The 26,552-nt window shown below is 71.9% G+C and carries 26 protein-coding genes; 14 read left to right on the forward strand and 12 right to left on the reverse strand.

Going from position 1 to position 26,552, the window contains the following annotated elements; translation table 11 throughout:
- Positions 1 to 2: 2 nt before the first annotated feature.
- The 5 genes from CPH93_RS26970 to CPH93_RS26990 all read right to left on the reverse strand — a co-directional run bounded on the left by CPH93_RS26970 (position 3) and on the right by CPH93_RS26990 (position 5,547).
- Positions 3 to 1,787: a glycoside hydrolase family 15 protein gene (locus tag CPH93_RS26970; RefSeq protein WP_093482548.1), complete on the reverse strand. Its 1,785-nt coding sequence runs from the start codon at positions 1,785 to 1,787 to the stop codon at positions 3 to 5.
- Between the two features lie 54 nt (positions 1,788 to 1,841).
- Complete coding sequence (locus CPH93_RS26975) at positions 1,842 to 2,747, reverse strand: SURF1 family cytochrome oxidase biogenesis protein (protein WP_096214311.1); 906 nt, start codon at positions 2,745 to 2,747, stop codon at positions 1,842 to 1,844.
- A 131-nt stretch (positions 2,748 to 2,878) separates the two neighbouring features.
- The gene (locus tag CPH93_RS26980; RefSeq protein ID WP_006606380.1) at positions 2,879 to 3,112 is read right to left on the reverse strand and encodes a hypothetical protein; all 234 of its coding nucleotides are present in this window, start codon (positions 3,110 to 3,112) and stop codon (positions 2,879 to 2,881) included.
- A 63-nt stretch (positions 3,113 to 3,175) separates the two neighbouring features.
- Positions 3,176 to 4,204, reverse strand: coding sequence for a DEDDh family exonuclease (locus CPH93_RS26985; protein ID WP_231976968.1), 1,029 nt, complete (start codon positions 4,202 to 4,204; stop codon positions 3,176 to 3,178).
- A 713-nt stretch (positions 4,205 to 4,917) separates the two neighbouring features.
- Positions 4,918 to 5,547, reverse strand: coding sequence for a TetR/AcrR family transcriptional regulator (locus CPH93_RS26990; protein ID WP_096214312.1), 630 nt, complete (start codon positions 5,545 to 5,547; stop codon positions 4,918 to 4,920).
- 351 nt (positions 5,548 to 5,898) lie between these two features.
- Here CPH93_RS26990 and CPH93_RS26995 point away from each other — a divergent pair, with 351 nt between their 5' ends.
- From CPH93_RS26995 to CPH93_RS27025, 7 genes are all read left to right on the forward strand, one after another.
- The gene (locus CPH93_RS26995; protein ID WP_096214313.1) at positions 5,899 to 6,696 is read left to right on the forward strand and encodes an acetoacetate decarboxylase family protein; all 798 of its coding nucleotides are present in this window, start codon (positions 5,899 to 5,901) and stop codon (positions 6,694 to 6,696) included.
- Positions 6,696 to 7,589: an SDR family NAD(P)-dependent oxidoreductase gene (locus CPH93_RS27000; protein WP_096214314.1), complete on the forward strand. Its 894-nt coding sequence runs from the start codon at positions 6,696 to 6,698 to the stop codon at positions 7,587 to 7,589. The genes CPH93_RS26995 and CPH93_RS27000 overlap by 1 nt, the downstream gene beginning before the upstream one ends.
- A gap of 13 nt (positions 7,590 to 7,602) precedes the next feature.
- Positions 7,603 to 9,039 (forward strand): amidohydrolase family protein, encoded by a 1,437-nt coding sequence (locus CPH93_RS27005; RefSeq protein WP_231976969.1) that lies wholly within the window; start codon positions 7,603 to 7,605, stop codon positions 9,037 to 9,039.
- Positions 9,036 to 10,265, forward strand: coding sequence for an amidohydrolase family protein (locus tag CPH93_RS27010; RefSeq protein ID WP_096214315.1), 1,230 nt, complete (start codon positions 9,036 to 9,038; stop codon positions 10,263 to 10,265). The genes CPH93_RS27005 and CPH93_RS27010 overlap by 4 nt, the downstream gene beginning before the upstream one ends.
- Before the next feature lie 224 nt (positions 10,266 to 10,489).
- The gene (locus CPH93_RS27015) at positions 10,490 to 11,401 is read left to right on the forward strand and encodes a sterol desaturase family protein (RefSeq protein WP_096214316.1); all 912 of its coding nucleotides are present in this window, start codon (positions 10,490 to 10,492) and stop codon (positions 11,399 to 11,401) included.
- Positions 11,398 to 12,126 carry a lysoplasmalogenase gene (locus CPH93_RS27020; protein WP_096214317.1) on the forward strand — a complete coding sequence of 243 codons (729 nt, stop codon included), beginning with the start codon at positions 11,398 to 11,400 and terminating at the stop codon, positions 12,124 to 12,126. Before CPH93_RS27015 ends, CPH93_RS27020 begins: the two co-directional genes overlap by 4 nt.
- A gap of 10 nt (positions 12,127 to 12,136) precedes the next feature.
- Complete coding sequence (locus CPH93_RS27025; protein WP_231976970.1) at positions 12,137 to 13,825, forward strand: TIGR03086 family metal-binding protein; 1,689 nt, start codon at positions 12,137 to 12,139, stop codon at positions 13,823 to 13,825.
- Between the two features lie 82 nt (positions 13,826 to 13,907).
- Here the strand turns inward: CPH93_RS27025 and CPH93_RS27030 are convergent, their stop codons facing one another.
- Complete coding sequence (locus CPH93_RS27030) at positions 13,908 to 15,422, reverse strand: S8 family serine peptidase (RefSeq protein ID WP_096214319.1); 1,515 nt, start codon at positions 15,420 to 15,422, stop codon at positions 13,908 to 13,910.
- A gap of 184 nt (positions 15,423 to 15,606) precedes the next feature.
- A complete protein-coding gene (locus tag CPH93_RS27035) occupies positions 15,607 to 15,804 on the reverse strand; it encodes a hypothetical protein (RefSeq protein WP_093482539.1) in 198 nt (65 codons plus the stop codon).
- Between the two features lie 218 nt (positions 15,805 to 16,022).
- Here CPH93_RS27035 and CPH93_RS27040 point away from each other — a divergent pair, with 218 nt between their 5' ends.
- From CPH93_RS27040 to moaA, 3 genes are all read left to right on the forward strand, one after another.
- A complete protein-coding gene (locus CPH93_RS27040) occupies positions 16,023 to 16,367 on the forward strand; it encodes a DUF485 domain-containing protein (protein ID WP_006606392.1) in 345 nt (114 codons plus the stop codon).
- Complete coding sequence (locus CPH93_RS27045) at positions 16,364 to 18,004, forward strand: solute symporter family protein (protein WP_096214320.1); 1,641 nt, start codon at positions 16,364 to 16,366, stop codon at positions 18,002 to 18,004. The genes CPH93_RS27040 and CPH93_RS27045 overlap by 4 nt, the downstream gene beginning before the upstream one ends.
- Before the next feature lie 184 nt (positions 18,005 to 18,188).
- Positions 18,189 to 19,178 (forward strand): GTP 3',8-cyclase MoaA, encoded by a 990-nt coding sequence (gene moaA / locus CPH93_RS27050; protein WP_218137663.1) that lies wholly within the window; start codon positions 18,189 to 18,191, stop codon positions 19,176 to 19,178.
- Positions 19,179 to 19,215: 37 nt separating this feature from the next.
- Here moaA and CPH93_RS27055 read toward each other — a convergent pair whose 3' ends face one another.
- Both CPH93_RS27055 and CPH93_RS27060 read right to left on the reverse strand, forming a co-directional pair.
- Positions 19,216 to 19,470 (reverse strand): hypothetical protein, encoded by a 255-nt coding sequence (locus CPH93_RS27055; RefSeq protein ID WP_096214321.1) that lies wholly within the window; start codon positions 19,468 to 19,470, stop codon positions 19,216 to 19,218.
- Positions 19,471 to 19,680: 210 nt separating this feature from the next.
- Positions 19,681 to 20,055, reverse strand: coding sequence for a DUF3099 domain-containing protein (locus tag CPH93_RS27060; protein ID WP_096214322.1), 375 nt, complete (start codon positions 20,053 to 20,055; stop codon positions 19,681 to 19,683).
- Between the two features lie 209 nt (positions 20,056 to 20,264).
- On the opposite strand from CPH93_RS27060, the gene CPH93_RS27065 reads away from it, so the two are divergent.
- The gene (locus CPH93_RS27065; protein ID WP_006606397.1) at positions 20,265 to 20,543 is read left to right on the forward strand and encodes a GlsB/YeaQ/YmgE family stress response membrane protein; all 279 of its coding nucleotides are present in this window, start codon (positions 20,265 to 20,267) and stop codon (positions 20,541 to 20,543) included.
- A gap of 95 nt (positions 20,544 to 20,638) precedes the next feature.
- Here CPH93_RS27065 and tyrS read toward each other — a convergent pair whose 3' ends face one another.
- The 3 genes from tyrS to CPH93_RS27080 all read right to left on the reverse strand — a co-directional run bounded on the left by tyrS (position 20,639) and on the right by CPH93_RS27080 (position 24,521).
- Complete coding sequence (gene tyrS / locus CPH93_RS27070) at positions 20,639 to 22,042, reverse strand: tyrosine--tRNA ligase (protein ID WP_096214323.1); 1,404 nt, start codon at positions 22,040 to 22,042, stop codon at positions 20,639 to 20,641.
- A gap of 142 nt (positions 22,043 to 22,184) precedes the next feature.
- The gene (locus CPH93_RS27075; protein ID WP_096214324.1) at positions 22,185 to 23,624 is read right to left on the reverse strand and encodes a metallopeptidase TldD-related protein; all 1,440 of its coding nucleotides are present in this window, start codon (positions 23,622 to 23,624) and stop codon (positions 22,185 to 22,187) included.
- Positions 23,625 to 24,050: 426 nt separating this feature from the next.
- Complete coding sequence (locus CPH93_RS27080; protein WP_093482532.1) at positions 24,051 to 24,521, reverse strand: ArsI/CadI family heavy metal resistance metalloenzyme; 471 nt, start codon at positions 24,519 to 24,521, stop codon at positions 24,051 to 24,053.
- A 79-nt stretch (positions 24,522 to 24,600) separates the two neighbouring features.
- Between CPH93_RS27080 and CPH93_RS27085 the strand changes: the two genes are divergently transcribed.
- Genes CPH93_RS27085 through CPH93_RS27095 form a run of 3 tightly spaced genes read left to right on the forward strand, consistent with a single transcriptional unit; the run spans position 24,601 to position 26,547 of the window.
- Positions 24,601 to 25,008 carry an ArsR/SmtB family transcription factor gene (locus CPH93_RS27085; protein ID WP_093482531.1) on the forward strand — a complete coding sequence of 136 codons (408 nt, stop codon included), beginning with the start codon at positions 24,601 to 24,603 and terminating at the stop codon, positions 25,006 to 25,008.
- Positions 25,005 to 26,135 carry an ACR3 family arsenite efflux transporter gene (arsB, locus tag CPH93_RS27090; protein ID WP_096214325.1) on the forward strand — a complete coding sequence of 377 codons (1,131 nt, stop codon included), beginning with the start codon at positions 25,005 to 25,007 and terminating at the stop codon, positions 26,133 to 26,135. The genes CPH93_RS27085 and arsB overlap by 4 nt, the downstream gene beginning before the upstream one ends.
- Positions 26,128 to 26,547, forward strand: a complete 420-nt coding sequence (locus CPH93_RS27095) for an arsenate reductase ArsC (RefSeq protein ID WP_096214326.1) — start codon at positions 26,128 to 26,130, stop codon at positions 26,545 to 26,547. The genes arsB and CPH93_RS27095 overlap by 8 nt, the downstream gene beginning before the upstream one ends.
- The last annotated feature ends 5 nt before the right edge of the window (positions 26,548 to 26,552 follow it).

Below are 26,552 nucleotides of genomic sequence, written 5' to 3' on the forward strand. Positions count from 1 at the left end.
TCCTAGTCTGCCGTTGCTCCGTCGAGGAGGCCGAAGGCGGTCCCCACCAGGCCGATGTGGCTGAACGCCTGCGGGTAGTTGCCCAGCTGGCGCCCCGCGGCCGGGTCGTACTCCTCGGAGAGCAGCCCCACATCGTTGCGCAGGTCCAGCAGCCGCTCGAACATCTCCCGGGCCTCGTCCCGCCGGCCGCTGAGCTGCAGGGCGTCGGCGAGCCAGAACGAGCAGACCAGGAAGGTGCCCTCGCCGCCCGGCAGCCCGTCGACCGAGCCGCCCTCCGTGCTGTAGCGGCGCACCAGACCGTCGTGCGTCAGCTCCCGGCGCACCGTGTCGATGGTGTTCAGCACCCGTGGGTCGTCACCGGGCAGAAAGCCGACCCGGGGGATCAGCAGGGTCGCGGCGTCCAGTTCCTTCGAGCCGTAGAACTGGGTGAAGGTGCCGCGCTCGGCGTCGTAGCCGTGCTCGCACACCTCACGGTGGACCTCCTCGCGCATCGCCCGCCAGCGGTCGGCGTCCCCGCTGAACTTCGGGTTCGCCTCGATCGCCCGCACCGCCCGGTCGGCCGCGACCCAGGCCATGACCTTGGAGTGCACGAAGTGCCGCTGCGGCCCGCGGATCTCCCACAGGCCCTCGTCGGGGTCGCGCCAGGTGGACTCCAGATAGTCCACCAGGGCGCGCTGGATGCTCCAGGCGTGCGGCTCCGACGGCAGCCCGGCCCGGCGCGCGACATGGAAGGAGTCCAGCACCTCGCCGTAGACATCGAGCTGACGCTGTTCGACGGCGGCGTTGCCGATACGGACCGGCGCGGAGTCGCAGTAGCCGGTCAGCCACGGCAGCTCGGCCTCCGGCAGCCGCCGCTCACCCGCCAGCCCGTACATGATCTGCAGATCGTCGGGGGCACCGGCGACCGCGCGCAGCAGCCAGTCCCGCCAGGCGCCGGCCTCCTCCAGATAGCCGGCGGACAGCAGGGAGTTCAGGGTGAGGCTGGCGTCGCGCAGCCAGCAGTAGCGGTAGTCCCAGTTGCGCACCCCGCCCAGCTCCTCGGGCAGCGAGGTGGTGGGGGCCGCCACGATGCCGCCGGTCGGCGCGTAGGTGAGCGCCTTGAGGGTGATCAGCGAGCGCATCACGGCCTCGCGGTACGGCCCGTCGTAGCGGCAGCGCGCGGACCAGGTGTGCCAGTCGTCCAGGGTGTCCTGGAGCGCCGTGTACGGCTCGATCTGGACCGGCCGCGGCTCGTGCGAGGGGTGCCAGGTCAGCACGAACGCGGCGCGCTCGCCCTCGGCGACGGTGAGGTCCGAGCGGGTGCTGAAGTCCTTGCCGTACGTGCTGCTCTGCGGCGGGGTGCGCAGCCATACGGAGTCCGGTCCCGCGACCGCGAACCGGCAGCCCTCGGTGGCCCGCACCCAGGGCACCACCCGCCCGTAGTCGAACCGCAGCCGCAGCTCGCTCCGCATCTCGACGCTGCCGCGCAGGCCCTCCACGATCCGTACGACATCGGGCGCACGGTCGCGCTGCGGCATGAAGTCGATGACCCGGACGCTGCCGGTGGGGGTCTCCCACACCGTGTCGAGGATCAGCGAATCGCCGCGGTAGGAGCGCTGTGCGCGGGCGTCCGCGGACCGGGGAGCCACCCGCCAGTGGCCGTTTTCCTTGCCGCCGAGGAGCGCCGCGAAGCAGGCGCCGGAGTCGAAGCGGGGCAGGCACAGCCAGTCGATGGAGCCGTCGCGTCCGACGAGTGCGGCGGTCTGCAGATCACCGATGAGCGCGTAGTCCTCGATATGTGGATGCACGCCTCGCACCTTCCCGCCCGGCGCCCGCGCTACGCGGTGGGGCGGCTGTCCGGGCTACCCGCGGGCCGGGGCGGTGGCGGCTTCCTCGCCGTCCTGCGGATCCGGGACGTCTTGCGGACCCGGGATGTCGTGTGCGTCCCCGCCGTCCTGCGGGTCCTCGGCGTTTCCGGTCTCGCGGGGCTCCGCGGCCTCCCGGGCCTCCTTGGCCGCCGCCTCGGCACGGTCGCGGCGCTCACGGCGTACGAGGACGATCCAGCCGACCGGCACCGCCGCCGCGAACAGCCACCACTGGACCGCATAGGCCATGTGCGGGCCGATGGAGTCATGGTCCGGCTCGGGGACCAGCTCCGGGGTGCCGCCGGCCGGCTCGGGCCCGGTCTGCTCGATATAGCCGCCGAGCGTCGGCCGGCCGACCCGCTTCGCCTGCTCCTTGCTGTTGATCAGCATGATCTGGCGCGGGGGCAGGCCCTTGGTGTCCTTGATTCCGCTGAACGCGGTGGTCTCGTCGGCCATCATCCGGCCGGTCACGGTGACCTTGCCCTTGGGGGCTGCCGGCACGTCCGGGAACTTGGTCAGGTCGTTGCCCGCCGAGATCCAGCCGCGGTTGACCAGCACGGCCTGGCCGTTGCCCAGCACCAGCGGGCTCAGCACGTAGTAGCCGATGCTCTGCTCGTCGGCGGCGGTGCGCTGGCGGACCACCACCTCGTGCGCGGTGTCGAAGGTGCCGGTGGCGGTGACCGTGCGCCACATGTCGTGGCGGGGGAGGGTCCGGCCGGGGGCGGTCAGCTCGGTGACCGGGACCGGCCTGGCCGCCAGGCTGCGCGCGATGAGCTGGTTCTGTGCCACTTTGTGCTGATGGCGGTGGAGCTGCCAGAAGCCCAGCTTGATCATGACGGGGATCAGCAGCAGAGCCACGAGGGTGACGATCACCCACTGCCGGGACAACAGGAAGCGGTACACGGCTTCGACGGTACCTGGGGCGCCACTGCCCCCGGGCGGCGGGTCCGGCCGGGGGCTCGCGCTCCGGTCCGGCGGACCCGCCGGGGTCACGCGCTCCCGTACCCGCACTGCGGTCCGCCGGACCTGCCCGATCAGACCCGGTCGACGATGCCCACCCTCCCGTCCGAGCGGGCGCAGTGGGCACCGCAGTACCACTTCTGGTCGGCCTCGACGCCCTGGCCGATGATCTGGCACCGGCAGTGCTCACAGATCGGCGCCATGCGGTGGATGGCGCAGGCGAAGCAGTCGAAGACGTGCACCGCGCCCTGCGCGTGCACCTCGAACGTCATGCCGTATTCGTTTCCGCAGACCTCACAACGTGCCATGCGCCACAGGGTGCGGGCGCCGCCCGCGCGGGGCGAGGTGCCGACGGGTGTGTTGACCGGGCTTCACCCGGACGCACGCGCCGGAGCCACGTCCTGCAGCAGCTGCATGAAGGCCGCCTCGTCGATCACGACCGTGCCGTACGAGGCGGCCTTGGCGGTCTTGGACGTACGGGCGTCGGGATCGTTGGTCACCAGCAGGCTGGTGAGCCGGGACAAGCTCGTGGCGACATGCAGCCCGGCCTCGATCGCCCGGTCCTCCAGCAGCTCGCGGTCCACGGAGGTGTCGCCGGAGAAGGCGACCCGCATCCCCTGGACGAGCCGGCCGCCCACCTCATAGCGCCCCGGGTTGGGGTAGGGGCACGCCGGGCGCTTACGGGACGGCCGCCAGGACGTGGGGCGGTAGGACGAGGCGGTGGGGTGCTGCCGGGGGGCGGGGGCGTCCGACCACTCCGTCAGCGGCTGGCAGGTCAGCAGCGGCAGTCGCAGATTCTCCTGCGCGGCCCGCCGCAGACTGGGCCGGAACGCCTCGGCCAGCACCCGGGCGTCGTCCAGCGCATGGTGGGCGCGCTGCTGCACCACGCCGTAATGGGCGGCGAGCGACTCCAGCTTGTGGTTGGGCAGCGGCAGCTGCAGCTCCTTGGACAGGGCGATGGTGCACAGCCGCTGACGCACCGGCGCGGCCGCCGCGGCGCGGGCGTACTCGCGGGCGATCATCGACCAGTCGAACATGGCGTTGTGGGCGACCAGGACCCGGTCCTCCAGCCGCTTGGAGAGTTCCGGGACGATCTCCGGGAAGAGCGGGGCATCGGCGAGCACGGCGCTGGTGAGACCGTGGATCCAGACCGGTCCCGGGTCCCGCTGCGGGTTGACGAGGGTGTACCAGTGGTCCTCGACCTCGCCCCGGGCGTCGAGTTGATACACGGCGGCGGAGATGATCCGGTCGTCACGGGCCAGGCCCGTGGTCTCCACGTCGACCACCGCGTATCCCTGGGGATATGCGGTCGGCCAGGGAGCCGGCGGCGTCTGCGGGCCCGGCTGCTGCCCGATCTTCGGCGCGATCGGGTCGGCTGCTGCCATGCGGTCTTCGAGCATGGTCCCTGAGGATACGGGCCGCCACTGACAGCCACCGAACCGCCGTCGGCCGCAACGCGGGTGGGGCGCCGCCGGTAACGGCCCACGACGCGTACGGCTCGCCTGCAATTCCGGGGCGGAGGCGGGAGTTGACGGGAGGACGGGTACGGGTGGGAAGGAACGAGATGGGGCGGGAATGGCTGAGAACGGCTGGGGTGGGGCGGGATGGGGAGGGTTGGGGGAGCAGGCCGGGTGAGGGAGTGGGGCGGTGGTTCGGGGCGGGGTGGGCTCTTGCCTTGCCGGCCGCTTGATCCTGCTGGGTTTTTGATCTGCTGGGTGCCTGGGCCTGCTGTCCTCACCCGGCTACGTCCCGCTGGGCCTGCTGTCCTGACCTGGCTACGTCCCGCTGGGCCTGCTGTCCTCACCCGCCCACCCCCCGAAGGGGGGTGGGCGGCGGGGAAAACCACTGCACCCCGCCGGGAAAACCCACTGCACCCCCAAAAGCCAGGGAATCGGGCACCTAAAGGGAGCAGTGGAAGGAAACCGCCCAAATGGCCCATCGGTCGTACGGCTTGCCCCGGCTACCGGCGAGCGGGCCCGGTCGAGGTGAGCGCCTCTCCGGCTGCGTCCCACCCGGCGATGGCGTTGGGCCAGCCCGCCGCCCGGCCCCGCCCAGAGGCGAACCCCAAGTCCCACCCGGAGCTGAGCCCCACTCAGGCGAGGCCACCACCCCCTCACCCGGCCCCTCCGGCGGAGAGCAGCGACGTCACCAGCGCGTCCAGCGACACGGTGAACAGCCGCTCGGTGTCGACCGGACCGGCCAGCGCACGGGCCAGCGCCGGATCGTGCTCGGCGGTGGGGGAGTTCCACAGTTCGCCCTCGCTCGGATGCTGCTCGGGCGACCGCTCCCGGTTGCGCTCGACCAGGACGAAGCCGACGACCTGGAACTGGACGGCCCGCACCGCCTCGGCGGCCGTCTCGCCGCACAGCCCGGCGGCGTGCATCTCATGGACCAGTGCCTGCTGCGCGGGCAGGAACATCCGCTCCGTCAGGCCGCGTTCGTGCACCATCGCGATCAGCTGCGGACGCTCGCGCAGCGCCGTGTACAGCGCGCGGGCGACCGAGATGATGCGGGCGTGCGGGGTGCGTCCCGAGGGGTGGATCTCGCCCATCTCCCGGACGGTGCGCTCGACGAGGGCGTCCAGCAGTGACTCGCGATTGCCGACGTGCCAGTAGATGGAGGTGACGGCGGTGCCGAGTTCGGTGGCGAGCCGGCGCATGGTCAGCGCCGCGGGGCCGTGCGCCCGCACCAGCCGGGCGGCGGTCGTCAGCACCTCTTCGCCGGTCAGTGCGCTGCGTGTCATGGCCCCACTCCAAACTCTTCCCTCAACCGTCGCCCGGACCTCCCCGAGCCGGCCCTGAACCACCCCGGAACCTTCCCTGAGCCGTCCCCTGAGTCGCCTCGGAACCGGCCCTGAGTCGCCCCGGAATCCTCCCTGAGCCGCCCCGGAACCGTCCCTGAGCCAGCCCGGAACCGTCCCTGAACCGCCCCTGAGTCAATCGCTGAACCGCCCCCGAGCCGTCCTCCCCCCAACTCCCGTCCCCCCAACTCCCCACTCTCCCCCACCCTTTACCCTTCACCCCCCACGGTGTAACAGTGTTACAGACGCCTGGCACGACCCCCGCAAGTCACCGATGGCGAAGGGTGGTACGACATGGCACGCGTACGTTACGGAGCGCGCACCGAGGCGGAGATCAGCGCGGCGCGCACCGCCGGCTCCCGGCTCCCCGACATCTGGTCCACCGGCGTGGTCGCCGTCTGGGAGAGCGACCCGGACGCCGTCGCGGCCGTGCTGCCGCCGTCGCTCGCACCCACCGGACGACCGCTGGTCCGGGTCACCATCAGCCGGGTCGAGCTGACCGGCTACCCCCTGGGCGCGGGCTCGGTCGCCGTCGCGGCCGCGCACCGCGGCACCGAGGGCTGGTATCCGCTGGTCATGCCGATGACCCACGAGCGGGCCCTGACCGGCGGCCGCGAGGTCTTCGGCGAACCGAAGAAGCTGGGCGAGGTCACCGTCGAGCGCGACGGCCCGGTGGTGCGCGCCGCGCTCGCCCGGCACGGCATCGCCTTCGTCGAGGTGCGCGGTGAGGTGAGCGGCCCGCTGCCGGTCCCGGAGCCGGTCCGGAAGACCGACTTCTACTTCAAGTTCCTGCCCGCCGTGGACGGTTCGGGCTTCGACGGCGACCCGGTGCTGGTGCACTGCCTGCGCCAGGAGAAGGTCCGCACCCTGGAGAGGATCACCGGCGAGGTCGTCCTCCGGGAGTCGGCGTACGACCCGGTCGCCGACCTCCCCGTCCGCACCCTCGTCGAGCTCACCCTCGGCGAGAAGACCACCGACCAGCAGGGCCGGGTCGTCGAGCGGGTCAGCGCCCGGGACCTGCTGCCGTACGCCCACCAGCGCTACGACGACCCGCAGCAGCTCCTCGACGGCCCGCCCGAGGGGAGCGCCTGATGGAACTGCGGGCAGGACAGGTCGCGGTCGTCACCGGCGCCGCCAGCGGGATCGGTCTGGCCATGGCGCGCCGCTTCGCCGCGGAGGGGCTGCGCGTCGTCCTCGCGGACGTGGCGGAGGAGCCGCTGCGCGCCGTCGCCGACGAACTGGCCGCACAGGGCGCCCAGGTACTGGCGCGCACCGTGGACGTCGGCCTCCGCGACGAGGTCGCCGCGCTCGCCGACGCCGCGTACGACGCCTTCGGCGCGGTCCATCTGCTGTGCAACAACGCGGGGGTGGGCTCCGGCGCCGAGGGGCGCATGTGGGAGCACGATCCCCGCGACTGGGAATGGGCGTTCGCGGTGAACATCTGGGGCGTCTTCCACGGCGTGCAGTGCTTCGTGCCCCGGATGCTGGCGGGCGGGGAGCCCGGCCATGTCGTCAACACCTCCTCGACCGACGGCGGCATCGCGCCGCTGCCCACCGCGTCCGTCTACGCCGTCACCAAGGCGGCCGTGGTGACCATGACCGAGTCGCTGTACGCCCATCTGAAGGCCGAACGGGCCCCCGTCGGCGCCTCGGTGCTCTTCCCCGGACCGCACATGCTGCGCACCGGCCTGTGGGAGTCGCACCGCAACCGGCCCGCGCGCTACGCCAAGTCCCGGCCACGCCGTACCCCGTACCGCAGCCTGGCGCAGTGGGAGGCGGCGATGAAGGAGGCCGGCCAGGAGGTGGCCTTCACGCCCGTGGAGGACGTCGCGCAGCAGGTCGTGGACGGCGTCCGGGCCGGCCGCTTCTGGCTGCTGCCGCCCGCCGCACACACCGACGCGCAGATCAGGGCGCGGTCCGCCTCCATGCTCGACCGGGCCGCCCCGGCGTATCTGGAGCACTTCATCCTCGACCCGGACGACTGAGGGAGGTTCCGCCATGACGGACCCGCAGGGTTCCCCGGACCGGCAGTTCCCCGAGCAGGGCCAGGCCTCCGAGCAGGGCCAGTTCTCCGAGCAGCGCCAGCCCCCCGAGCACCGGCCCGGCGCGCAGCAGGACCTGAACGAGCAGGACCTGCACGAGCCGTACCTGATCATCTCCTCCGACTGCCACGCCGGGCTCCCCACCGAGGAGTACCGCCCCTATCTCGACGCCCGCTTCCACCGCGCCTTCGACGAGTTCCTCGGGCAGCGCGACGCCCGCCGCGCGGAGGCCACCCGCCTCGGCATCCGTAACGACGCCTTCGCCGAACGGTGGTTCCGGGACCACGAGGAGGGCTTGCGCGGCGGCTGGGACCCCGCGCAGCGGATCAAGGAGCTCGACGGTGACGGGGTCGCGGCGGAGGTCGTCTTCCCGGACGCGGACGCCGTCGACAGCGGTACGGCCGCCCCCTTCGGCGTGGGCCTCGGCCTCTCCGGCGACCACGACCCGGAGCTCGGCATGGCCGGCGCCCGGGCACACAACCGCTGGCTCGCCGACTTCGTCTCCGCACACCCCGAACGGCACTGCGGCGTCGCCCTGTTACCGGTCACGGCCGAGACCGGCCAGGTCGTCGCCGAGATCCACCGCGCCCGGGAGTCCGGGCTCGGCGCGCTGATGATCCCCGCCATGTGGGGCGGCAACGCGCCGTACCACGACCGCCGTTACGACCCGGTCTGGGCGGCGGCCGCCGAGTGCGCGATGCCGGTGCTGACCCACTCCGGGTCGTCGCCCCGCCAGGAGTACGGGGACCACTTGGGGATCTTCGTTTCCGAGGTGACCTGGTGGCCGGCCCGCCCGCTGTGGTTCCTGCTGTGGTCCGGAGTCTTCGAACGCCACCCGGGCCTGCGGTTCGGTGTCGCCGAATCCGGCTGCTGGTGGCTCCCCAACCTCCTGTGGTTCATGGACCGCCTCTACCTGGGCGCCCACGGCGGCAAGAAGCTCTCCCCGTTCGCCGCCCTCAAGCGCCCGCCGCACGAGTACCTCGACCGGCAGGTCTTCGTCTGCGCCACCAACACCAAGCGCCGCGAGCTCGCCCAGCGCTACGAGATCGGCGTCGACAACATCCTGTGGGGCAGCGACTTCCCGCACCCCGAGGGCACCTGGCCGGACACCCGCGGCTGGCTGAGGAAGACCTTCCATGACATCCCGGTCGCCGAGACCCGGCGGATGCTCGGTCTGTCCGCCGCCGAGGCCTTCGGCTTCGACACCGCCGCCCTGGCCCCGCTGGCCCGCCGTATCGGCCCCACCCCGGCCGGACTCGGCCAGCCGGCCGACCAGCCGGCGGTCGAGGCCTCCTGGGCCCGCTCGCGCGAGGTGGGCCGCCACTGGCTGACGGACCACGACTTCCCGGTACTCGGGGCTCAGCCCAAGCAGGAAGGCAGGACCGCCCGATGACAACGGAGCGCTACACCGTCATCTCCGCCGATTGCCACGCCGGCGCCGACCTCCTCGACTACCGGCCGTATCTGGCCTCCCGGCACCACGAGGCCTTCGACGACTGGGCGGCGGCCTACGTCAACCCGCACGAGGACCTGCTCGCCGACACCGCCGACCGCAACTGGAACTCCGCCCGCCGGCTGGCCGAACTCGAAGCCGACGGCATCGTCGCCGAGGTCGTCTTCCCCAACACCATCCCACCGTTCTTCCCCTCCGCGTCCCTGATGGCCCCGGCGCCCGCCACCCCTGAGGAGTTCGCGCGGCGCTGGGCGGGCCTGCGCGCCCACAACCGCTGGCTCGCCGACTTCTGCGCCGAGGCACCCGGCCGGCGGGCCGGCGTCGCCCAGATCCTCCTCAACGACGTCGACGAGGCCGTACGGGAGGTCCGCCGCACCAAGGAGGCCGGCCTCACCGGCGGCATCATGCTCCCCGGCACCCCGCCCGGATCCGGCCTGCCCGAACTCCACTCCGAGGTCTACGACCCGCTCTGGGCGGTCTGCGCGGAGCTGGAGGTCCCCGTCAACCACCACGGCGGCTCCGCCTCCCCGCCGCTCGGCGACGCACCCGCCGCCCGCGCCGTGTTCATGGTCGAGACGACCTGGTTCTCGCACCGCGCGCTGTGGCACCTGATCTTCGGCGGGGCCTTCCGCCGCCACCCGGGCCTGCGCCTCGTCCTCACCGAACAGGGCTCCGGCTGGATCCCCGGCGTCCTGGACATGCTGGACTACTACCACGGCCGGCTGGCCGCGGCCGCGTCCGCCGCCACCGCCGAGGCCAAATTCGGCGCCGGCCTGGCCGAGGCCATGGGCCGCACCCCGGCGGAACTGTGGCGCGACCACTGCTTCGTCGGCGCCAGCTTCATGCGCCCGCACGAGGTCCCGCTCCGCCACCGGATCGGCCTCGACAAGATCATGTGGGGCAGCGACTACCCCCACGACGAAGGCACCCACCCCTACTCCCGTGAGGCCCTGCGCCTCGCCTACGCCGGTCTGCCGCCCGACGAGGCCGCCGCCATGCTCGGCACGAACGCGGCCCGCGTCTACGGCTTCGACCTCGCCCGCCTCGCCCCCCTCGCCGCCCGCGTCGGCCCGGCGGTCTCCGAGATCGCCGCCCCCCTGGACGAGGTCCCACCGGACGCCACCAGCCCGGCGTTCGCCCCGGGCGGGTCGGTACGGGTGTGGTGAGGGTGGAGTGAGCCCCCCCCGTACGGCCACTGATGCCGGGCGCTCGGCGTCGGCTGGCCGTACGGGGCCTCCGGCGCCTTCCGGGCCTGTCGCAGGGGCGACGGCGAGACGTTCGATGACGTCCCCGCGGAGGGCTCCGTCGCACACAGCTGACGGCACGTCTTACATACTTCTCGGTAACAACCCCTAGCGGCACCGCCGTCCACGCCTTTATGGTGCGGGGCATGCCGCACCTGCCCGATGTCGTGTTGTGGTCCGTACCGGCCTTCGTCCTGCTCACCGTGGTCGAGATGGTGAGCTATCGCCTGCATCCCGACGAGGACGCGGAGGGCTACGAGGCCAAGGATGCCGCCACCAGCGTCGGCATGGGCCTCGGCAGCCTGGTCTTCGATGCGCTGTGGAAGATCCCCATCGTGGCGATCTACGCCGCGGTCTACGAGCTCACCCCGCTGCGGATACCCGTGGTGTGGTGGACGCTGCCGCTGATGCTGCTCGCCCAGGACTTCTTCTACTACTGGTCGCACCGCGGGCACCACGTCATCCGCGTCCTGTGGGCCTGCCACGTGGTGCACCACTCCAGCAAGAAGTTCAACCTCACCACCGCCCTGCGACAGCCCTGGACGACCTGGACCGTCTGGCCGTTCTACGTCCCGATGATCGCCCTCGGCGTGCATCCGGCCGCGATCGCCTTCACCTCCGGGGCCAACCTCGTCTACCAGTTCTGGGTGCACACCGAGCGGATCGGCACCCTGCCCCAGCCCGTCGAGTTCCTGCTCAACACCCCGTCCCACCACCGCGTCCACCACGCCTCGCAGGGCGGCTACCTGGACCGTAACTTCGGCGGGATCCTGATCATCTGGGACCGGATGTTCGGCTCGTTCGTCGCCGAGACCGAGCGGCCGGTCTACGGCCTCACCAAGAACGTCGAGAGCTTCAACCCGCTGCGGGTGGCCACCCACGAATACGTCGCCATCGCCCGCGACATCCGCGCCGCGGACAGCTGGCGCGAGCGTGCCGGACGGGTGTTCCGCGGACCGGGCTGGCAGCCGGCCGAGCGGGCCGCCGCGGCGGCGGGCGCAGCGCCCGCGGGCCCCGGTTCGCCGGCGCACGCCTCCGTCGAGGAGCCCGCCGCGTGACCGCACGGTGGCCGCGGGCCGCGGGGCCGCTGCTGTGGGTCTTCGCCGTACTGGCCCTGGTGCACCTCGGGGCGCTGCTCGGCGGTGTCCCGGCCGTCGCGCAGTTGACCAAGCCCGCGCTGATGCCGGTGCTCACCGGATACGCGGTGGCGCGCGGCGGCCCGCCGCTGCTCGCCGGTGCCCTGCTGTTCGGCTGCGGCGGCGACACCTTCCTCCAGATCGGCGGGGACCTCGCCTTCCTGGTGGGCATGGGCTCGTTCGCCGCCGGGCACGTCTGCTACCTGCTGCTGTTCGTCCGGCACGGGGCCCGCCCCGGCGGGGGCCGTCGCGGACTCACACCCGCGCTCGCCGCCGCGTACGGCGCCGTGCTGGCCGGCACCGTCGTACTGCTGTGGCCGGACCTCCCGGCCGAGCTGCGCATCCCGGTCGCCGGCTACAGCCTGCTGCTCACCGCGATGGCGTTCGGGGCGCTGCGGGCGGGCCCGTGGGCCGCGCTCGGCGGGCTGCTCTTCCTGCTCTCCGACACCCTGATCGCCAGCGGCATCGCGCACTGGCCGCAGCTGCCGCTGCCGCAGTTCTGGATCATGCTCACCTATGCCGCGGCCCAATACGCGCTGGCAGAAGGGGTGTTGCGGACGCTCACGGGCGCGGCCCGGCAGCCCGCGCCCCCGCCGGCCCGCACGCTCCCGGAAGCAGGCGTTGCGGAGGGCCGAAGTACCGCTTGAGTCTCCCCCCGTGGGAGACCCGACAGTGGACGGCATGTACGAGGACGGCACGGGCCTGCTCACCATCGGCGCGCTGGCGCGCCTGACCGGTGTCCCGGTCAAGACCATCAGAAACTGGTCCGACCAGGGCCTGTTGCCGCCCGCCGCCCGCACCCCCGCGGGCTACCGGCTCTACGGCCCTCACGCCCCGGCCCGCCTGGAGATCGTGCGCAGCCTGCGCGACCTGGGCATCGGACTGGCGGCGATCCGGTCGGTGGTGGACCGCGAGCGCACGGTCGCCGAGACGGCGACGCAGTGGGCGGACGCGCTGGACGCGCAGATCCGCACGCTGCAACTACAGCGCGCCGTGCTGCGATCGGTGGCCGCGCGGGGCAGCGCAGCAGAGGAGCTGCCCCACATGACCGAACTGGCCCGTCTGTCGGCCCAGGAACGCCGCCGGATCATCACCGACTTCGTCGAGGACGCCCTCGACGGGGTGCACGCACCCGCCTACCGCAGCGGCCTGCTGGCCGCCACCCCTGACCTGCCCGACGACCCCACCCCCGAGCAGATCGGCGCCTGGATCGAACTGACCGCCCTGGTCCGTGCGCCCGAACTACGCGCGGCGCTGCGCCGGCTGGCCGAGTACAGCGCACGGACGGCACCCGCGGCGGGGGAGGGGGCCGCCTTGGGGGAGACGGATCCGGCCGGGCCGGAGCGGGCCGCCGTACGCGTCACGGACCCGGCCGGGCACGAGCGAGCCGCCGTACACGAAGCGGACCCGGCCGGGCACGAGCAGGCGGCCGTACGCGTCGCGGAGCTGATGCGGCTCCGGGGCGAGGAATCCGTCGCGGCCGGTATCGCCCCGGACTCCCCGGCCGCGGAGCCCGTGCTCGCCGAGCTGATCGCCGCCTGGATCCCCACCCAGACCGGCACCCCCGACCCGCCCGCCGAGGACGGCCCGGCCGCCCGCGCCCGGCTGCTGGAGCAGCTGGAGTGCGCCGCCGAGCCCGCCGTGGAGCGCTACTGGCAGCTGCTGTGCACGGTCACCGGCCGGCCCGCCCCGCCCCGCTGGGACGTCGCGGGCACCTGGACCGCGGCCGCGCTGCGCGCCCACCCCGGCCCGTCCGAACTCGACCGCTCCGCTTTCGACGCCACCGACCCCGACCGGGTGCTGTACGCCTATGAGCAGGTGACCCGGGGCGTCCTGGCCCTGGTCGCCGCCGTACGACCCGAGGATCTGGCGCTGCCGACGCCGTGCGCGGGGTGGACCGTACGGCAGCTGCTCGACCACATGGTGTGGGAGAACCTGATGGCCACCTCGATCGCCGAGGACGCCCCGCGCACCGACCACACGGCCGACCACCTCGGCGACGATCACCTCGCCGCCTTCGCGGACTCGGTCCGCGCCGCCCGCGCCGCCTTCACCGGCAGCGGGATGCTGCACCGCACCTACGGGCCCTACGAGGCGCCGGGCGCCATGATCGTCCAGCAGGTGGTGGTCGAACTCCTCGCGCACGGCTGGGATCTGGCGCGGGCGACGGGTGCGCCGACCGCTCTGGCACCCGAGGTCGCCGAGGAGACCCTGGCGGCCGCGCGCCGGATCTACGGGGCCGCGCCGCGCACCGCGGGCAGCTCGTTCGCTCCGGAGCGGCCCGCCCCGGCCGGCGCGAGCGCCGCGGACCGGCTGGCGGCCTTCCTCGGCCGCGACCCGGCCTGACCGGCGGGCCCGCGCACCGCAGGGGGCCGGGTGGCGCACGCACCACCCGGCCCTCCCGCAACGGCCGTGTCCGGCCCGGGAGCTACTTCTTCACCGCGTCCAGTGCATCGACGATGCCATAGCCGAAGTGGCTGTTGTTGTGCTTGGTGCCGGTGCAGGTGGCGTCACCCGTGGGGCAGCCGGGGTTGTCCGCCTGCTCCTTGAGGAGCCACTGGAGCTCCTGCGGGCTGGACTTCGGGTGGGCGCTCTTGAGCAGCGCCGCGACGCCGGCCACATGCGGGGTCGCCATGGACGTGCCGGCCAGGTAGGCCCAGTCACCGCCCGGCATGGTGGAGAGGATGTTGCCGTTCTTGGCGGGCAGCTCGGGCACCTGCCGCGAGTCACCGCCCGGCGCGGCCACATCGATCTGGCCGAGGCCGTAGTTCGAGTAGTACGACTTGAGCTGGTGCACACCCGTCGCCGCGACCGTCACCGTGCCCGGCAGCTGGGTGGGCACGTCCCAGCAGGTCTTGGGGTTGATGGTGCGCTCGACCGGGGTGGAGTCGTTCGGGCTGGAGGCGTCGGGCAGCTGGGGAGCCGCCAGGTCGAGGCCGGAGTTGCCCGCCGCGGCGACATTGAGCACGCCCTTGCGCTGGGCGAAGCTCGCCGCCCGGCCGACCGCGTCGATGATGGCCGCCTGGTCCGCGTCGTCCTTGCAGTTGAACATCCACGGATCGACGTAATAGCTGTTGTTGGTGACCGCGATGCCGTGGTCGGCGGCGAAGACGAAGGCGCACACCACGCTCTCGGCGTAGAAGAGGCTGGTCTCCGGCTCGCTGACCTTGAGGGCGGCGATCTTCACGCCCGGGGCGACCCCCGCCACGCCGACGCCGTTACGGGCCGCCGCGATGCTGCCCGCCACATGGGTGCCGTGGTAGTCGTCGTCCGGGTTCCAGGGCCGCCAGGCGCCCTTGGACGTATCGGCCACCCCGCCCACGCAGTTGGCGGACTGCTTCGCGGAGAAGTTGGCCTTCAGGTCGGGGTGGGTGTCGTCCACCCCGGTGTCGATGATGCCGACGGTGACGTTCCTGCTGCCGGGGTTCACCTTCGCGGCCTGGTCGGCCTTGATGGCCGGCAGGTCCCACTGCAGCGGTTCGAGCGGCTCCTCGCCGTTCGCCTTCGCCACGCTGCCGGCCGCCTTGAGCTGCGACTTCGACAGGTCGATCCGCTGCGGCTTGCCGACGTCGGTGGTGCCCTGCGCCTTCAGCGGCGCGGTGCGGGTCGCGCCCGCCGACTGCACGCCCGGCACCGTCCGCATCTCGGCGGCGAACTGCGGGTTGGCCGAGTGGACGACGGTCACGCCTATCCGCTCATGGGCGATGACCACCTTCCCGCCGGCCTTGGTTATCGCCTTCGTGATCCGGCCGGCCATGGTGTGGCCGGGCGTGGCGTTCACGACGTACGACAGCAGCGGGCCACTGTCCGAGGCGGCGGCGGCCGGGGCGGTGTCCGTGGACGCGGCGGTGGCCGCGGTCGGGAGGAAACCGAGGGACGCCGTCAGAGCCAGTCCGAGCGGTACGGCCAGCGCCCGCGTGCGTCTGGATCGGGGATGAGCCATGGGTACTCCACATCATCCGTGAGACCGCCCGTGCACGGATTGCGCACGGGCGGATACATGAGACGTGAAGTTATCGGCGATCACCGGCCCACAGCAATGGAACGGGGAGAAAACCTGTCAGGAGTAGCGAATTGATATCGCGTCAGTCCGTTTCCGTACGACCTTGAGGGGTCGTCAGGGCCGGTCAGCCGTCGCGCCGCAAGGCGGCGATGCTCAGTAGTGGCAGGGCGATCCGCGGGCCGTACCAGCGGCGCGCGACCGCGGCCGGGCCGGAGCGCGGCTGCGGCGGGGTGACGGGGAGCGGCGCCGGCAGCCGGACACTGCCGTAGGGGCGCCGACGGGGAGCGGGTGGCTGCGGGGCCTGCTGTGGCGGCGGGTTCACACCGGACTCAACGAAGCGCCCCGCGCGCGGTGGCGGCCGTCGTGGCCATTCCGCGGATTCTTCTGGGATTCAATCAACTGCCCCCTGTCGCATCGTATGACGCACCTCTACCATGCGTGATCTACATCACTTACCTGAGCTTTACTGTCGGTCCGCTCCTCCCGTGCAGCGCCGCCGGACCGGCACTGGGAACCCGCCCCTTCGCGTCAGGAGATTCCGTGAGCGCCGCACCGACCCTCGACCCGGGGACACACGAACCGCCCGACTACCGCCAGGTGCAGTCGAGCGCGGAATTCGATGAACTCCGCCGCGCACACCGCTCGTTCGCCTTCCCGGTCACCGTCGCCTTCCTCCTCTGGTACCTCGGCTACGTGCTGCTGTCGAGCTACGCCGGCGGCTTCATGGCCACCAAGGTCCTCGGCCACCTCAACGTCGCCTTCGTCCTCGGCCTCGCCCAGTTCGCCACGACCTTCCTCATCGCCTGGTGGTACTCCCGGCACGCCGCCGCCAAGCTCGACCCGAAGGCCGAGGCCATCAAGTCCCGTCTGGAGGGCGACGCATGAACCTCACCCCCCAGGCGCTCGCGCTCCCGCTCGCGGCCGGAGGCGGCGCGGGCGAGCACCGCGCCCTGATCATCACCCTCTTCGCGGTCTTCGTCGTCGCCACCCTCGGCCTCACGGTCTGGGCCGGCCGGCAGACCAAGGGCGCGGAGGACTTCTACGCCGGCGGCCGGCAGTTCAGCGGCTTCCAGAACGGCCTGGCCATCTCCGGCGACTACATGTCCGCCGCGTCCTTCCTCGGCATCGCCGGCGCCATCGCCCTCTTCGGCTACGACGGCTTCCTCTACTCCATCGGCTTCCTCGTCGCCTGGCTCGTGGCACTGCTCCTGGTCGCCGAACCGCTGCGCAACACCGGCCGGTTCACCATGGGCGACGTCCTCGCCTACCGGATGCGCCGGCGCCCGGTCCGTACCGCCGCCGGTGTCTCCACCATCATCGTCTCGATCTTCTACCTGCTCGCCCAGATGGCGGGGGCGGGCGCCCTGGTCACCCTGCTCCTGGGCATCACCAGCGAGGCGGGCAAGATCCTGGTCGTCGTCCTCGTCGGCGTCGTGATGATCCTCTACGTCACCATCGGCGGGATGAAGGGCACCACCTGGGTCCAGATGGTCAAGGCGGTGCTGCTGATCGCCGGCACCCTGCTGATCACCTTCCTGGTGGCACTGAAGTTCCACTTCAACATCTCCACGCTGCTCGGCGCCGCCGCCGAGAACAGCGGCAAGGGCTCCGCCTTCCTGGAGCCCGGCCTCAAGTACGGGGCCACCGCCACCTCGAAGATCGACTTCCTCTCGCTGGGCCTCGCCCTCGTCCTGGGCACCGCGGGCCTGCCGCACATCCTCATCCGCTTCTACACCGTCCCCACCGCCAAGGCCGCCCGAAAGTCGGTGAACTGGGCGATCGGCATCATCGGCGTCTTCTACCTGATGACCATCGCGCTCGGCTTCGGCGCCGCGGCCCTGATCAAGCCCGAGACGATCAAGGCCTCCAACAAGGCGGGCAACACCGCGGCCCCGCTCCTTGCCGAGGCGATCGGCGGCGGTGCCGGCTCCACCGGCGGCGCCATTCTGCTCGCTGTCATCTCCGCTGTGGCCTTCGCCACCATCCTCGCGGTGGTCGCCGGCCTCACCCTCGCCTCGTCCTCGTCCTTCGCCCACGACCTGTACGTCAACGTGATCCGCAAGGGCAAGGCGACCGAGAAGGAAGAGGTCGGCGCCGCCCGGTGGGCGACCGTCGGCATCGGCGCGGTCGCCATCGTGCTGGGCGTCTTCGCCCGCGGGCTGAACGTCGCCGGCCTGGTGGCGCTCGCCTTCGCGGTCGCCGCCTCCGCCAACCTCCCCACCCTCCTCTACAGCCTCTTCTGGAAGCGCTTCACCACCCGGGGCGCGCTCTGGTCCATCTACGGCGGCCTCGCCTCCTCCGTCCTGCTGGTGCTCTTCTCCCCGGTCGTCTCCGGGAAGGAGACCTCGATGTTCCCCGGCGCGGACTTCGGCTTCTTCCCGCTGGAGAACCCCGGCCTGATCTCCATCCCGCTGGGCTTCCTGCTCGGCTGGCTGGGATCCCTGCTGTCCAAGGAGGAGCCGGACGCCGCGAAGTACGCCGAACTGGAGGTCCGCTCGCTGACCGGGACCGGGGCCCACTGAGACCGGCCACCGGGCCGTCCCTACAGGGCCAGGGCGGGGTGGCGTCGTAGAGAGCTACGAGGCCACCCCGCCCACCTCGTGCTTCTCCGCCCTGCTCGCTGTCACACCCATCACGTAGGCTCGAACACGAACCTGTCCGCGAAGGGCAGACGTCTTGAGCCATCACTCTCGGGGAGGGGGCCCAGTGCTCATCGACACCTACGGTCGTGTGGCCACCGACCTGCGCGTTTCACTCACCGACCGCTGCAATCTGCGGTGCACGTACTGCATGCCGGAGGAAGGCCTGCAGTGGCTCGCCAAGCCCGATCTGCTCACCGACGACGAAATCGTCCGGCTGATCACCATCGCCGTGCGGGACCTGGGCATCGACGAGGTCCGCTTCACCGGCGGTGAACCGCTGCTCCGCCCCGGCCTGCCCGGCATCGTCGAGCGCGTCGCCGCGCTCACCCCGCGCCCCCAGATGTCCCTGACCACCAACGGCATAGGCCTGCAGCGCACCGCCGCCGCGCTGCGCGATGCCGGTCTCGACCGCGTCAACGTCTCGCTGGACACCCTGCGGCCGGAGGTCTTCCAGGCCCTGACCCGCCGCAAGCGGCACGACGACGTCCTGCGCGGGCTGGACGCGGCCCGCGAGGCCGGGCTGACCCCCGTCAAGGTCAACACCGTCCTGATGCCGGGCCTCAACGACGACGAGGCCCCCGACCTCCTGGCCTGGGCGATCGCCCACGACTACGAACTCCGCTTCATCGAGCAGATGCCCCTGGACGCCCAGCACGGCTGGAAGCGCGACGGCATGATCACCGCTGGTGACATCCTCACCTCGCTGCGCACCCGCTTCACGCTCACCCCCGAGGGCCAGGAGGAGCGCGGCTCCGCACCCGCCGAGCGCTGGCTGGTGGACGGCGGCCCCCATCGCGTCGGGGTGATCGCCTCCGTCACCCGCCCGTTCTGCCGGGCCTGCGACCGTACCCGGCTCACCGCCGACGGTCAGATACGTACCTGCCTGTTCGCCACCGAGGAGACGGATCTGCGGACGGCGCTGCGCTCCGAGGCCCCCGACGACGAGATCGCGCGACTGTGGGAGACCGCGATGTGGGGCAAGAAGGCGGGCTCCGGCCTGGACGACCCGTCCTTCCTGCAGCCGGAGCGCCCGATGTCGGCGATCGGCGGCTGACGCGATCGGTGGCTGAAGCGGTCGGCGGCTGAAGCGGTCACTGGCCGGCGGCCGACGCCTCCCACTCCTCCAGCGTCACCACGTCCTTCAGGAAGCCGCGCACACCGAGGAACTGCGACAGATGCTCCCGGTGCTCCTCGCACGCCAGCCAGGTCTTGCGCCGGTCCGGCGTGTGCAGCTTCGGGTTGTTCCAGGCCAGCACCCATACGGCGGCGGCGCGGCAGCCCTTCGCGGAGCAGATGACGGCACTGTCGTCCCGGGCGGCGGGATCCTGCGGATTCGGGGAGTTCACGGCCTCAACCCTACGTCCTGCGCACGGACCCTTCGGGCCCCCGGACATGACGACGCCGGGCAGCCACGGGGGGAGCCGCCCGGCGTCGGTCCGTCGCTCCGACGGGGGATGCGGAGCGCGTACGCAGTATGTCACGGGGGATGGTGCCTGGTGCACCGGAACTCCATGATTGATCTGAGCTTTTCTTGAGCTTTGCAGACCGGGTCCAGATCAACTGGGGTCGGGCCGCGGGCCGGACGTACCCGTCGCCGGCCGCTCCGGAACGGACTCCGCGGGGGCGTCGGAGGCCTCCCGCGTCAGCATCGGCCTGGTCGGCGCCGCGATGAACGTCTTCGGGACCGAAGTGGCGTTCTCCCGGCCCGCGTTGGCGATCACCACCGCGATATACGGCAGCGCCAGACCCAGCACCAGCGTCGCGATCGCCACCGGCCGCTCGACGTTCCACAGCACCACGGTCAGCACCACGGCCACCGTCCGCACCGCCATCGAGATCACATACCGGCGCTGCCGCCCGCGGACGTCCTCGGACAGGCCCTGCCGGGCCCCCGTGATCCGGAAGGCCTGGCCGCTGCTCTGCTTCCGCATCACTTCCACCACCTGGTCAGTCGTGCCGGATTCTCCCCGAAATCCGGTCGGATTCCACGGTACGCCGCGGTCGCGCCGCCTACGAGACCGGGTCGTGCCGTGCCCGCCCCGACCCCGTCTGCCCGTCGCCCGGCTCCGGGGTGCGGCCGGGCCGCCGTGGAGCGACACTGAGGGGCGAACATCTGCACAGCGCCGCAAGAGGAGGCGTCATGACGTGGTTGTGGGCCATCATCGTGGGCCTGGTGCTGGGCCTGATCGCCAAGGCCCTCATCCCGGGCAAGCAACAGATTCCGCTCTGGCTGACAGTGATCTTCGGCATGCTGGGCAGCGTCCTGGGCAACTGGGCGGCCACCGGCCTCGGGGTCGCCGACACCAAGGGCATCGACTGGATCCGGCACCTGCTGCAACTGGCGGGCGCGGTCCTCATCGTCGCCATCGGGGACCGCCTCTGGGTCTCCATGCGCGGCCACAAGAGACACGCCACCTAGGACTTGTCCCGGCCGGGCGGGACCCCGGTGGCACACACGACAAGGGGCGGCCGGCGCGCATCCTTCGCGCACCGGCCGCCCACCGCTGTGCCGGCTCAGCGGCCGTCGAGCTGCGCCAGCTTCCGTCCGGCCTTCAGGTACGTCACCCCGGCCGTGTCCGCCAGCTTCTCGGCCAGGACCTCGCGCAGCGGACGGACCGCGTCGGCCTCCGCGAGCACCACGGTCTGCTGACCGTCCGCGCCCTCCACGACCAGCCGCAGCGCATTCTGCTTGGCCAGCCGCCGCGCCGCCGAGGCGCTCGGCGTGAACTCCAGCACGGTCGTCAGCACCGTCGCCACCGTCTCGGCGCCGTGCGCGGTGACCTCGACGACCGGCAGCGACTCCACATCGGAGAACGACTTCTTGGAGAACTGCGCGATGAACCCGGCCCGCGCCGCCATCGCCGCGTCCAGGCCGTACAGCGCGGCCACGACCTCGCCCGCGAGGATCTTCTTCAGATCCATCGGGTGCAGCGAGCGGTCCGCGACCCGGCCCAGGGCGAGCCCGATCTCCTCGTCGGTCCACTCCGTCCAGGCCTTGAGGTACGGCTCCATCAGGCGGTCCGGCACCGACATGATCTTGCCGAAGACATCATCGGCGGGCGCGCTCAGCCCGACGTAATTGCCCTTGGACTTGGACATCTTGGCGCCCGTGCCGTCGGTGCCCTCGATCAGCGGCATGGTGACGATCAGCTGCGGGGTCTGCCCGCGCAGCTCCATCAGCTTGCGGGCCATCTGCAGATTGAGCAGCTGGTCCGAGCCACCGAGCTCCACGTCGCAGTTGAGCGCCACCGAGTCCAGGCCCTGCGCGACGGGGTAGAGCAGCTCCGTCATGGTCAGACCGGAGCCGGCCGCCAGCCGGTTGCGGAAGTCCTCGCGCTGCAGCAGCTGCGAGGCCGGGACGTGCGCGAGCAGCGCGAGCAGCTCGGGGAAGGTGTAGGGCGCCAGCCACTCGCTGTTCTGCCGGAAGCTGACCTTCTCGAAGTCGAAGAAGGGGCGGACCTGTTCGCGGTAGGTGGCGAGGTTGTGCGCGATGTCCTCGTCGGTCAGCGGCGGGCGCTCGGCGGTGCGGCCCGACGGGTCGCCGATCTTGGCGGTGAAGTCGCCGATGATCAGCGTGACGTCATGGCCCAGCCGCTGGAACCGGCTCAGGATGATCAGCGGGACGGCATGCCCCAGGTGCACATCGGTCGCCGTCGGGTCGATGCCCAGCTTGATGTGCAGGCCCCGGCCGCCCGCCCGGCGCTCCTCGATCCGCTCGGCCAGCTTGTCCACGCCCGGCAGGACCTCGACCGTACGGGACGCGATCAGCTCGGCCTGCTCCTTGGCCGACAGGTCCGTCAGGTCGAGATAGCGCCGGGCACCCGTCTCCTGGAGCAGCTCCTGGACGGTGGCGTCCGAGGAGAGGTCGCTGGAGAGCAGCGTGCTGGCGCGGGCGACGGATTCGCCGAGGCGTGTCATGGCGTTCCTGATCGATCGGTATTTCCCGTGAGGGAGGACAGGGTGGCCCGGAAGGGACCGGGCAGAAGTCTATGGCCAGCGCAGCGGGCCCCACACACGGGTTTGCGCGCGCGGGGCCCGGCAGCGGGCGGGAGGGGCCCCGTCACACCCCGCGGCTGACCGAACTCATATGGAAGTCCGCGACGCGCAGGGCCGGCATCGCGGCCCGGGTGAAGTAGTCGCCCCACTCGCGCGGCAGGGTCCGCTCCGTACGGCCCGCCTCCACCGCCCGGGACAGCAGATCCACCGGCGACTCGTTGAACCGGAAGTTGTTCACCTCGCCGGTCACCTCGCCGTTCTCGACCAGATACACGCCGTCCCGGGTCAGCCCGGTCAGCAGCAGCGTCGCCGGGTCCACCTCGCGGATGTACCACAGACAGGTCAGCAGCAGCGTGGGACCGTCGTGCCCGGCGGCCGCGACCATCTCGTCCAGCGAGCGCGAACCGCCGCCCTCCAGGAGGAGGTTGTCGATAGCCGGCGCCAAGGGGAGCCCGGTGAGCCCGGCGCTGTGCCGGGTGGTCGGCAGCCGGTGCAGGACGCCCTCGCGGATCCACTCGGTGGGCGCGAGCGGCAGCCCGTTGTCGAAGATCGAGGCGTCGTCGCCGGAGGAGTGCGCCAGGACGAACGGGGCGCACTCCAGACCGGCCGCCCGCGGGTCGCTGCGCAGCGTCAGCGGCAGCTCGCTGAGCCGCTCGCCCAGCCGGGTGCCCGCCCCGGGCCGGGCCGCATCCGAGCCGTCGGCCGGCCGGGAGAAGACCGTACGGCCCTCCGCGGCGTCCCGGGCCCCGGACGACCACATCTGGTAGATCAGCAGGTCGGCGACGGCGGTCGGCGGCAGCAGCGTCTCGTACCGCCCGGCGGGCAGCTCGATGCGCCGCTCCGCCCAGCCCAGCCGCCGGCTCAGCTCGGCGTCCATCACCCGCGGATCGACATCGGTGAAGTCACGGGTCGCCCGGCCCGCCCAGGCCGAGCGGGGTTCGGCGCCGGTACCGGCCGACTTGGCGTTCAGCTCCAGCGTCCCGGTGGGCTGGTCGTGCCGCAGCCGTAGCCCGGCCGAGGTGCCCAGATACGACGAGACGACACCGTGGTGGGCGAAGCCGTACAGCTCCCGGCCGCCGGAGCGGGCCTGCCGGAAGGCCTCGCCCAGCGCCGGTGCGAACGCCGCGAACACCTCCGAGGAGGTCTCGGCGGCCGCCTCGGTGAAGTCGGCGGACGCCTTCTCGCCGCCCACCAGCGGCTGCGCGTCCTCGGCGGGCCCGGCCTCCCGGGCGGCCGCCTCGGCCGCCCGGACCAGCGGCTCCAGCTCGTCCGCGGTCACCGCGGAGCGCGTCACGACGCCGGACGCGGTGCCCTGCCCGCCGTCGACGGTCGCCACGACGGTGAGGGTGCGGCCGCGGGTGACGCCGTTGGTGGTCAGCGCATTGCCCGCCCAGCGCAGATTGGCGCTGGAGTGCTCGTCGGCGATGACCACACAGCCGTCGGCGCGGGAGAGCTCCAGGGCCCGCTCGACGATCTCGTGCGGCGTAGTGGTGCGACGGCTCATCGACCGGCCTCCTGCGTCGTGTTCGGCATGCTCACGAGGGTCACGCCCCGGAAGAGCCGGGCCCCGCTGCCGGTCCGGTGGAGACGGCGACCGGCGCACCGGACGTCCACCGGGGACCTGCCAGGCATCCCCCTCCGACGGGCATCTGTGCAGGTCAGGCGGCTCTTCATGCTCTACCCTCAATCCCTGTCCATACCGGTTCAGTCCGGACTGCGCGGGTCTGGTGACGATGTGGCGTCGACCTGGGAGCAGAGCTTATCGGCGGCCCCCGCACGGGTGGAGGCGGACGCCGGCCGATCGCTGGGGTCGAGGAGCGACGTTCCCGCACGCCACGGCTGGGCGCACCAGGTGCCCCGCTCCCACTCCCCGAACCGGACTTCTTCTGGTCACATCAGGTGCCCGGCCGCCGGCGCGATGAAGTCCCGTTCAGCTTCCGCATGCGCAGCCCGCGGGGGCGGTCGCCTCGACCGGCCGGCTCGTGCAGCAGGCGTCGCCGGTCGCGTGGGGGTCGGCGCTCTTGCCGAGCGTGTCGGCGTCCGCCTTGACGACGTAGACCTCCCACGGTTCCTGGCCGGGGCCGTGTACCCAGACCTTGTCCTGGAGGGCGTAGCAGCACGAGGTGTCGTTCTCCTCGAACGTGGCCAGGCCCGCATCCTTGAGTCGGGATGTCGCCGCGGTCACCTGCTCTGTGGACTCGACTTCCACCCCGAGGTGGTCGAGGCGGGTTGCCTGTCCGGGCTCGCCCTCGATCAACACGAGCTTGAGCGGCGGTTCGGCAATGGCGAAGTTGGCGTAGCCCTCGCGACGCTTGGCCGGCTCGGTGCCGAACAGCTTCGCGTAGAAGGTGATCGACGCTTCGAGGTCGCTGACGCGCAGGGCGAGCTGTGCACGGGACATGGCGTGACTCCCATCGGCTTGCATTGATGTCTATCGATTCAACCTTGCGCCTTGAATCGAAAGACGTCAACATAGAGGCATGTCGAATCAAGAGCTTGTGGTGCTCGGCCAGGCCGACGAGGCAGGCGCGTGCTGCCCGGGGCTGCTGTCCGCCCCCCTCGATGAGGGGCAGGCCGAAGAGCTGGCGAAGGTGTTCAAGGCACTGGGCGACCCGGTGCGGCTGCGCCTGCTGTCGATGATCGCCTCGCGCGCCGGCGGAGAGGTATGCGTCTGCGACCTGACCCCCGCGTTCGACCTGTCGCAGCCGACGATCTCGCACCACCTCAAGCTGCTTCGGCAGGCCGGACTCATCGACTGCGAGCGGCGCGGCACGTGGGTCTATTACTGGCTGCTGCCCGAGATGACCGACCGCCTGGCGGGCATCCTGACGCGCCCCGCCGGAGAGCCGCTGCCCGCCCCCGCCGAGGTCGCCGGGGCTGCCTCGTGAGCGCCGCGCCCGATCAGGCCGTCGCCGGCCGGCTGTCGTTCCTCGACCGGTACCTCGCCGTCTGGATTCTCGCCGCGATGGCGGTCGGCCTCGGCCTCGGCCGCCTCGTGCCGGGCCTCGGGACCGCCCTCGCCGAAGTCACCGTGACCGGGGTATCGCTGCCCATCGCTCTCGGCCTGCTGGTGATGATGTACCCGGTACTCGCCAAGGTGCGGTACGACCGGCTCGACACCGTCACCTGTGACCGCCGCCTGCTGCTGCCCTCGCTGCTGCTGAACTGGATCGTCGGCCCGGCGGTCATGTTCGCGTTGGCGTGGCTGCTCCTGCCGGACCTTCCCGAGTACCGCACGGGCCTGATCATCGTGGGGCTGGCCCGCTGTATCGCCATGGTCATCATCTGGAACGACCTGGCCTGTGGCGACCGCGAGGCCGCCGCCGTCCTGGTCGCGCTGAACTCGGTGTTCCAGGTGATCGCGTTCTCGGCCCTCGGGTGGTTCTACCTGTCCGCGCTGCCGGGGTGGCTCGGCCTTGAGCAGGCCGGCGAGATGGGGTCTCCCCTGCTCGAGCAGAGCCGAGAGCTTGGGGACGTGTCCGTGTGGGAGATCGCCCGAAGCGTGCTGATCTTCCTCGGGATCCCGCTCGCCGCCGGGTACCTCACGCGCCGGATCGGCGAGAAGGCCAAGGGGCGCGCGTGGTACGAGGCGCAGCTGATTCCGCGGATCGGACCGTTCGCCCTGTACGGGCTGCTGTTCACGATCGTTGTCCTGTTCGCGCTGCAAGGCGACGCGATCACCTCGCAGCCGCTCGACGTCGCACGCATCGCGCTGCCGCTACTGGTGTACTTCGCCGTCATGTGGGCCGGCTCCATGGCGCTCGGCCGCGCCGCCGGACTCGACCACCCGCGGGCAACGACGCTTGCGTTCACCGCCGCCGGCAACAACTTCGAGCTGGCCATCGCGGTAGCCATCGCCACGTTCGGCGCCACCTCCGGGCAGGCGCTCGCCGGCGTGGTCGGCCCCCTCATCGAGGTGCCGGTGCTGATCGGCCTCGTCCATGTCGCGCTGTACGCCCGCCGCTTCTTCACCGCCCCCGCACCCGTGACCGAGGAAGACCCCGCCCATGTCTGACCCCGCCCTGCCGTCCGTCCTGTTCGTCTGCGTCCACAACGCCGGCCGCTCCCAGATGGCCGCCGCGTTCCTGACCCACCTCGCGGGCGACCGCGTACAGGTGCGCTCCGCCGGATCCGCCCCCGCCGACCGCGTGAACCCCGCCGTCGTGGCAGCGATGGCCGAGGTAGGCATCGACGTAGCAGCCGAGACTCCCAAGGTGCTCACTGTTGAGGCCGTGCAGGCGTCCGACGTCGTGATCACGATGGGCTGCGGGGACAGCTGTCCTGTGTTCCCCGGTAAGCGGTACTTGGACTGGCAGTTGGCCGATCCGGCCGGGCAGGGGGTCGAGGCCGTCCGGCCGATCCGCAACGAGATCGAAGAGCGCGTTCGTGGACTGATCGACGACATCGTCTCCGCCGACGGGGCGTGACCTCC

Origin of the sequence: Streptomyces sp. 2323.1 (assembly GCF_900221035.1) — a bacterium.
Classification (GTDB): Bacteria; Actinomycetota; Actinomycetes; order Streptomycetales; family Streptomycetaceae; genus Streptomyces; species Streptomyces sioyaensis.

Bases quoted from the DNA above. Each gene is read 5' to 3' on its own strand.
- CPH93_RS26980 (WP_006606380.1), bottom strand. From the start codon at position 3,112: ATGGCACGTTGTGAGGTCTGCGGAAACGAATACGGCATGACGTTCGAG.
- CPH93_RS26985 (WP_231976968.1), bottom strand. From the start codon at position 4,204: ATGCTCGAAGACCGCATGGCAGCAGCCGACCCGATCGCGCCGAAGATC.
- CPH93_RS26990 (WP_096214312.1), bottom strand. From the start codon at position 5,547: ATGACACGCAGCGCACTGACCGGCGAAGAGGTGCTGACGACCGCCGCC.
- CPH93_RS26995 (WP_096214313.1), top strand. From the start codon at position 5,899: ATGGCACGCGTACGTTACGGAGCGCGCACCGAGGCGGAGATCAGCGCG.
- CPH93_RS27000 (WP_096214314.1), top strand. From the start codon at position 6,696: ATGGAACTGCGGGCAGGACAGGTCGCGGTCGTCACCGGCGCCGCCAGC.
- CPH93_RS27005 (WP_231976969.1), top strand. From the start codon at position 7,603: ATGACGGACCCGCAGGGTTCCCCGGACCGGCAGTTCCCCGAGCAGGGC.
- CPH93_RS27010 (WP_096214315.1), top strand. From the start codon at position 9,036: ATGACAACGGAGCGCTACACCGTCATCTCCGCCGATTGCCACGCCGGC.
- CPH93_RS27015 (WP_096214316.1), top strand. From the start codon at position 10,490: ATGCCGCACCTGCCCGATGTCGTGTTGTGGTCCGTACCGGCCTTCGTC.
- CPH93_RS27030 (WP_096214319.1), bottom strand. From the start codon at position 15,422: ATGGCTCATCCCCGATCCAGACGCACGCGGGCGCTGGCCGTACCGCTC.
- CPH93_RS27045 (WP_096214320.1), top strand. From the start codon at position 16,364: ATGAACCTCACCCCCCAGGCGCTCGCGCTCCCGCTCGCGGCCGGAGGC.
- CPH93_RS27060 (WP_096214322.1), bottom strand. From the start codon at position 20,055: ATGCGGAAGCAGAGCAGCGGCCAGGCCTTCCGGATCACGGGGGCCCGG.
- CPH93_RS27065 (WP_006606397.1), top strand. From the start codon at position 20,265: ATGACGTGGTTGTGGGCCATCATCGTGGGCCTGGTGCTGGGCCTGATC.
- tyrS (WP_096214323.1), bottom strand. From the start codon at position 22,042: ATGACACGCCTCGGCGAATCCGTCGCCCGCGCCAGCACGCTGCTCTCC.
- CPH93_RS27075 (WP_096214324.1), bottom strand. From the start codon at position 23,624: ATGAGCCGTCGCACCACTACGCCGCACGAGATCGTCGAGCGGGCCCTG.
- CPH93_RS27080 (WP_093482532.1), bottom strand. From the start codon at position 24,521: ATGTCCCGTGCACAGCTCGCCCTGCGCGTCAGCGACCTCGAAGCGTCG.
- CPH93_RS27085 (WP_093482531.1), top strand. From the start codon at position 24,601: ATGTCGAATCAAGAGCTTGTGGTGCTCGGCCAGGCCGACGAGGCAGGC.
- CPH93_RS27095 (WP_096214326.1), top strand. From the start codon at position 26,128: ATGTCTGACCCCGCCCTGCCGTCCGTCCTGTTCGTCTGCGTCCACAAC.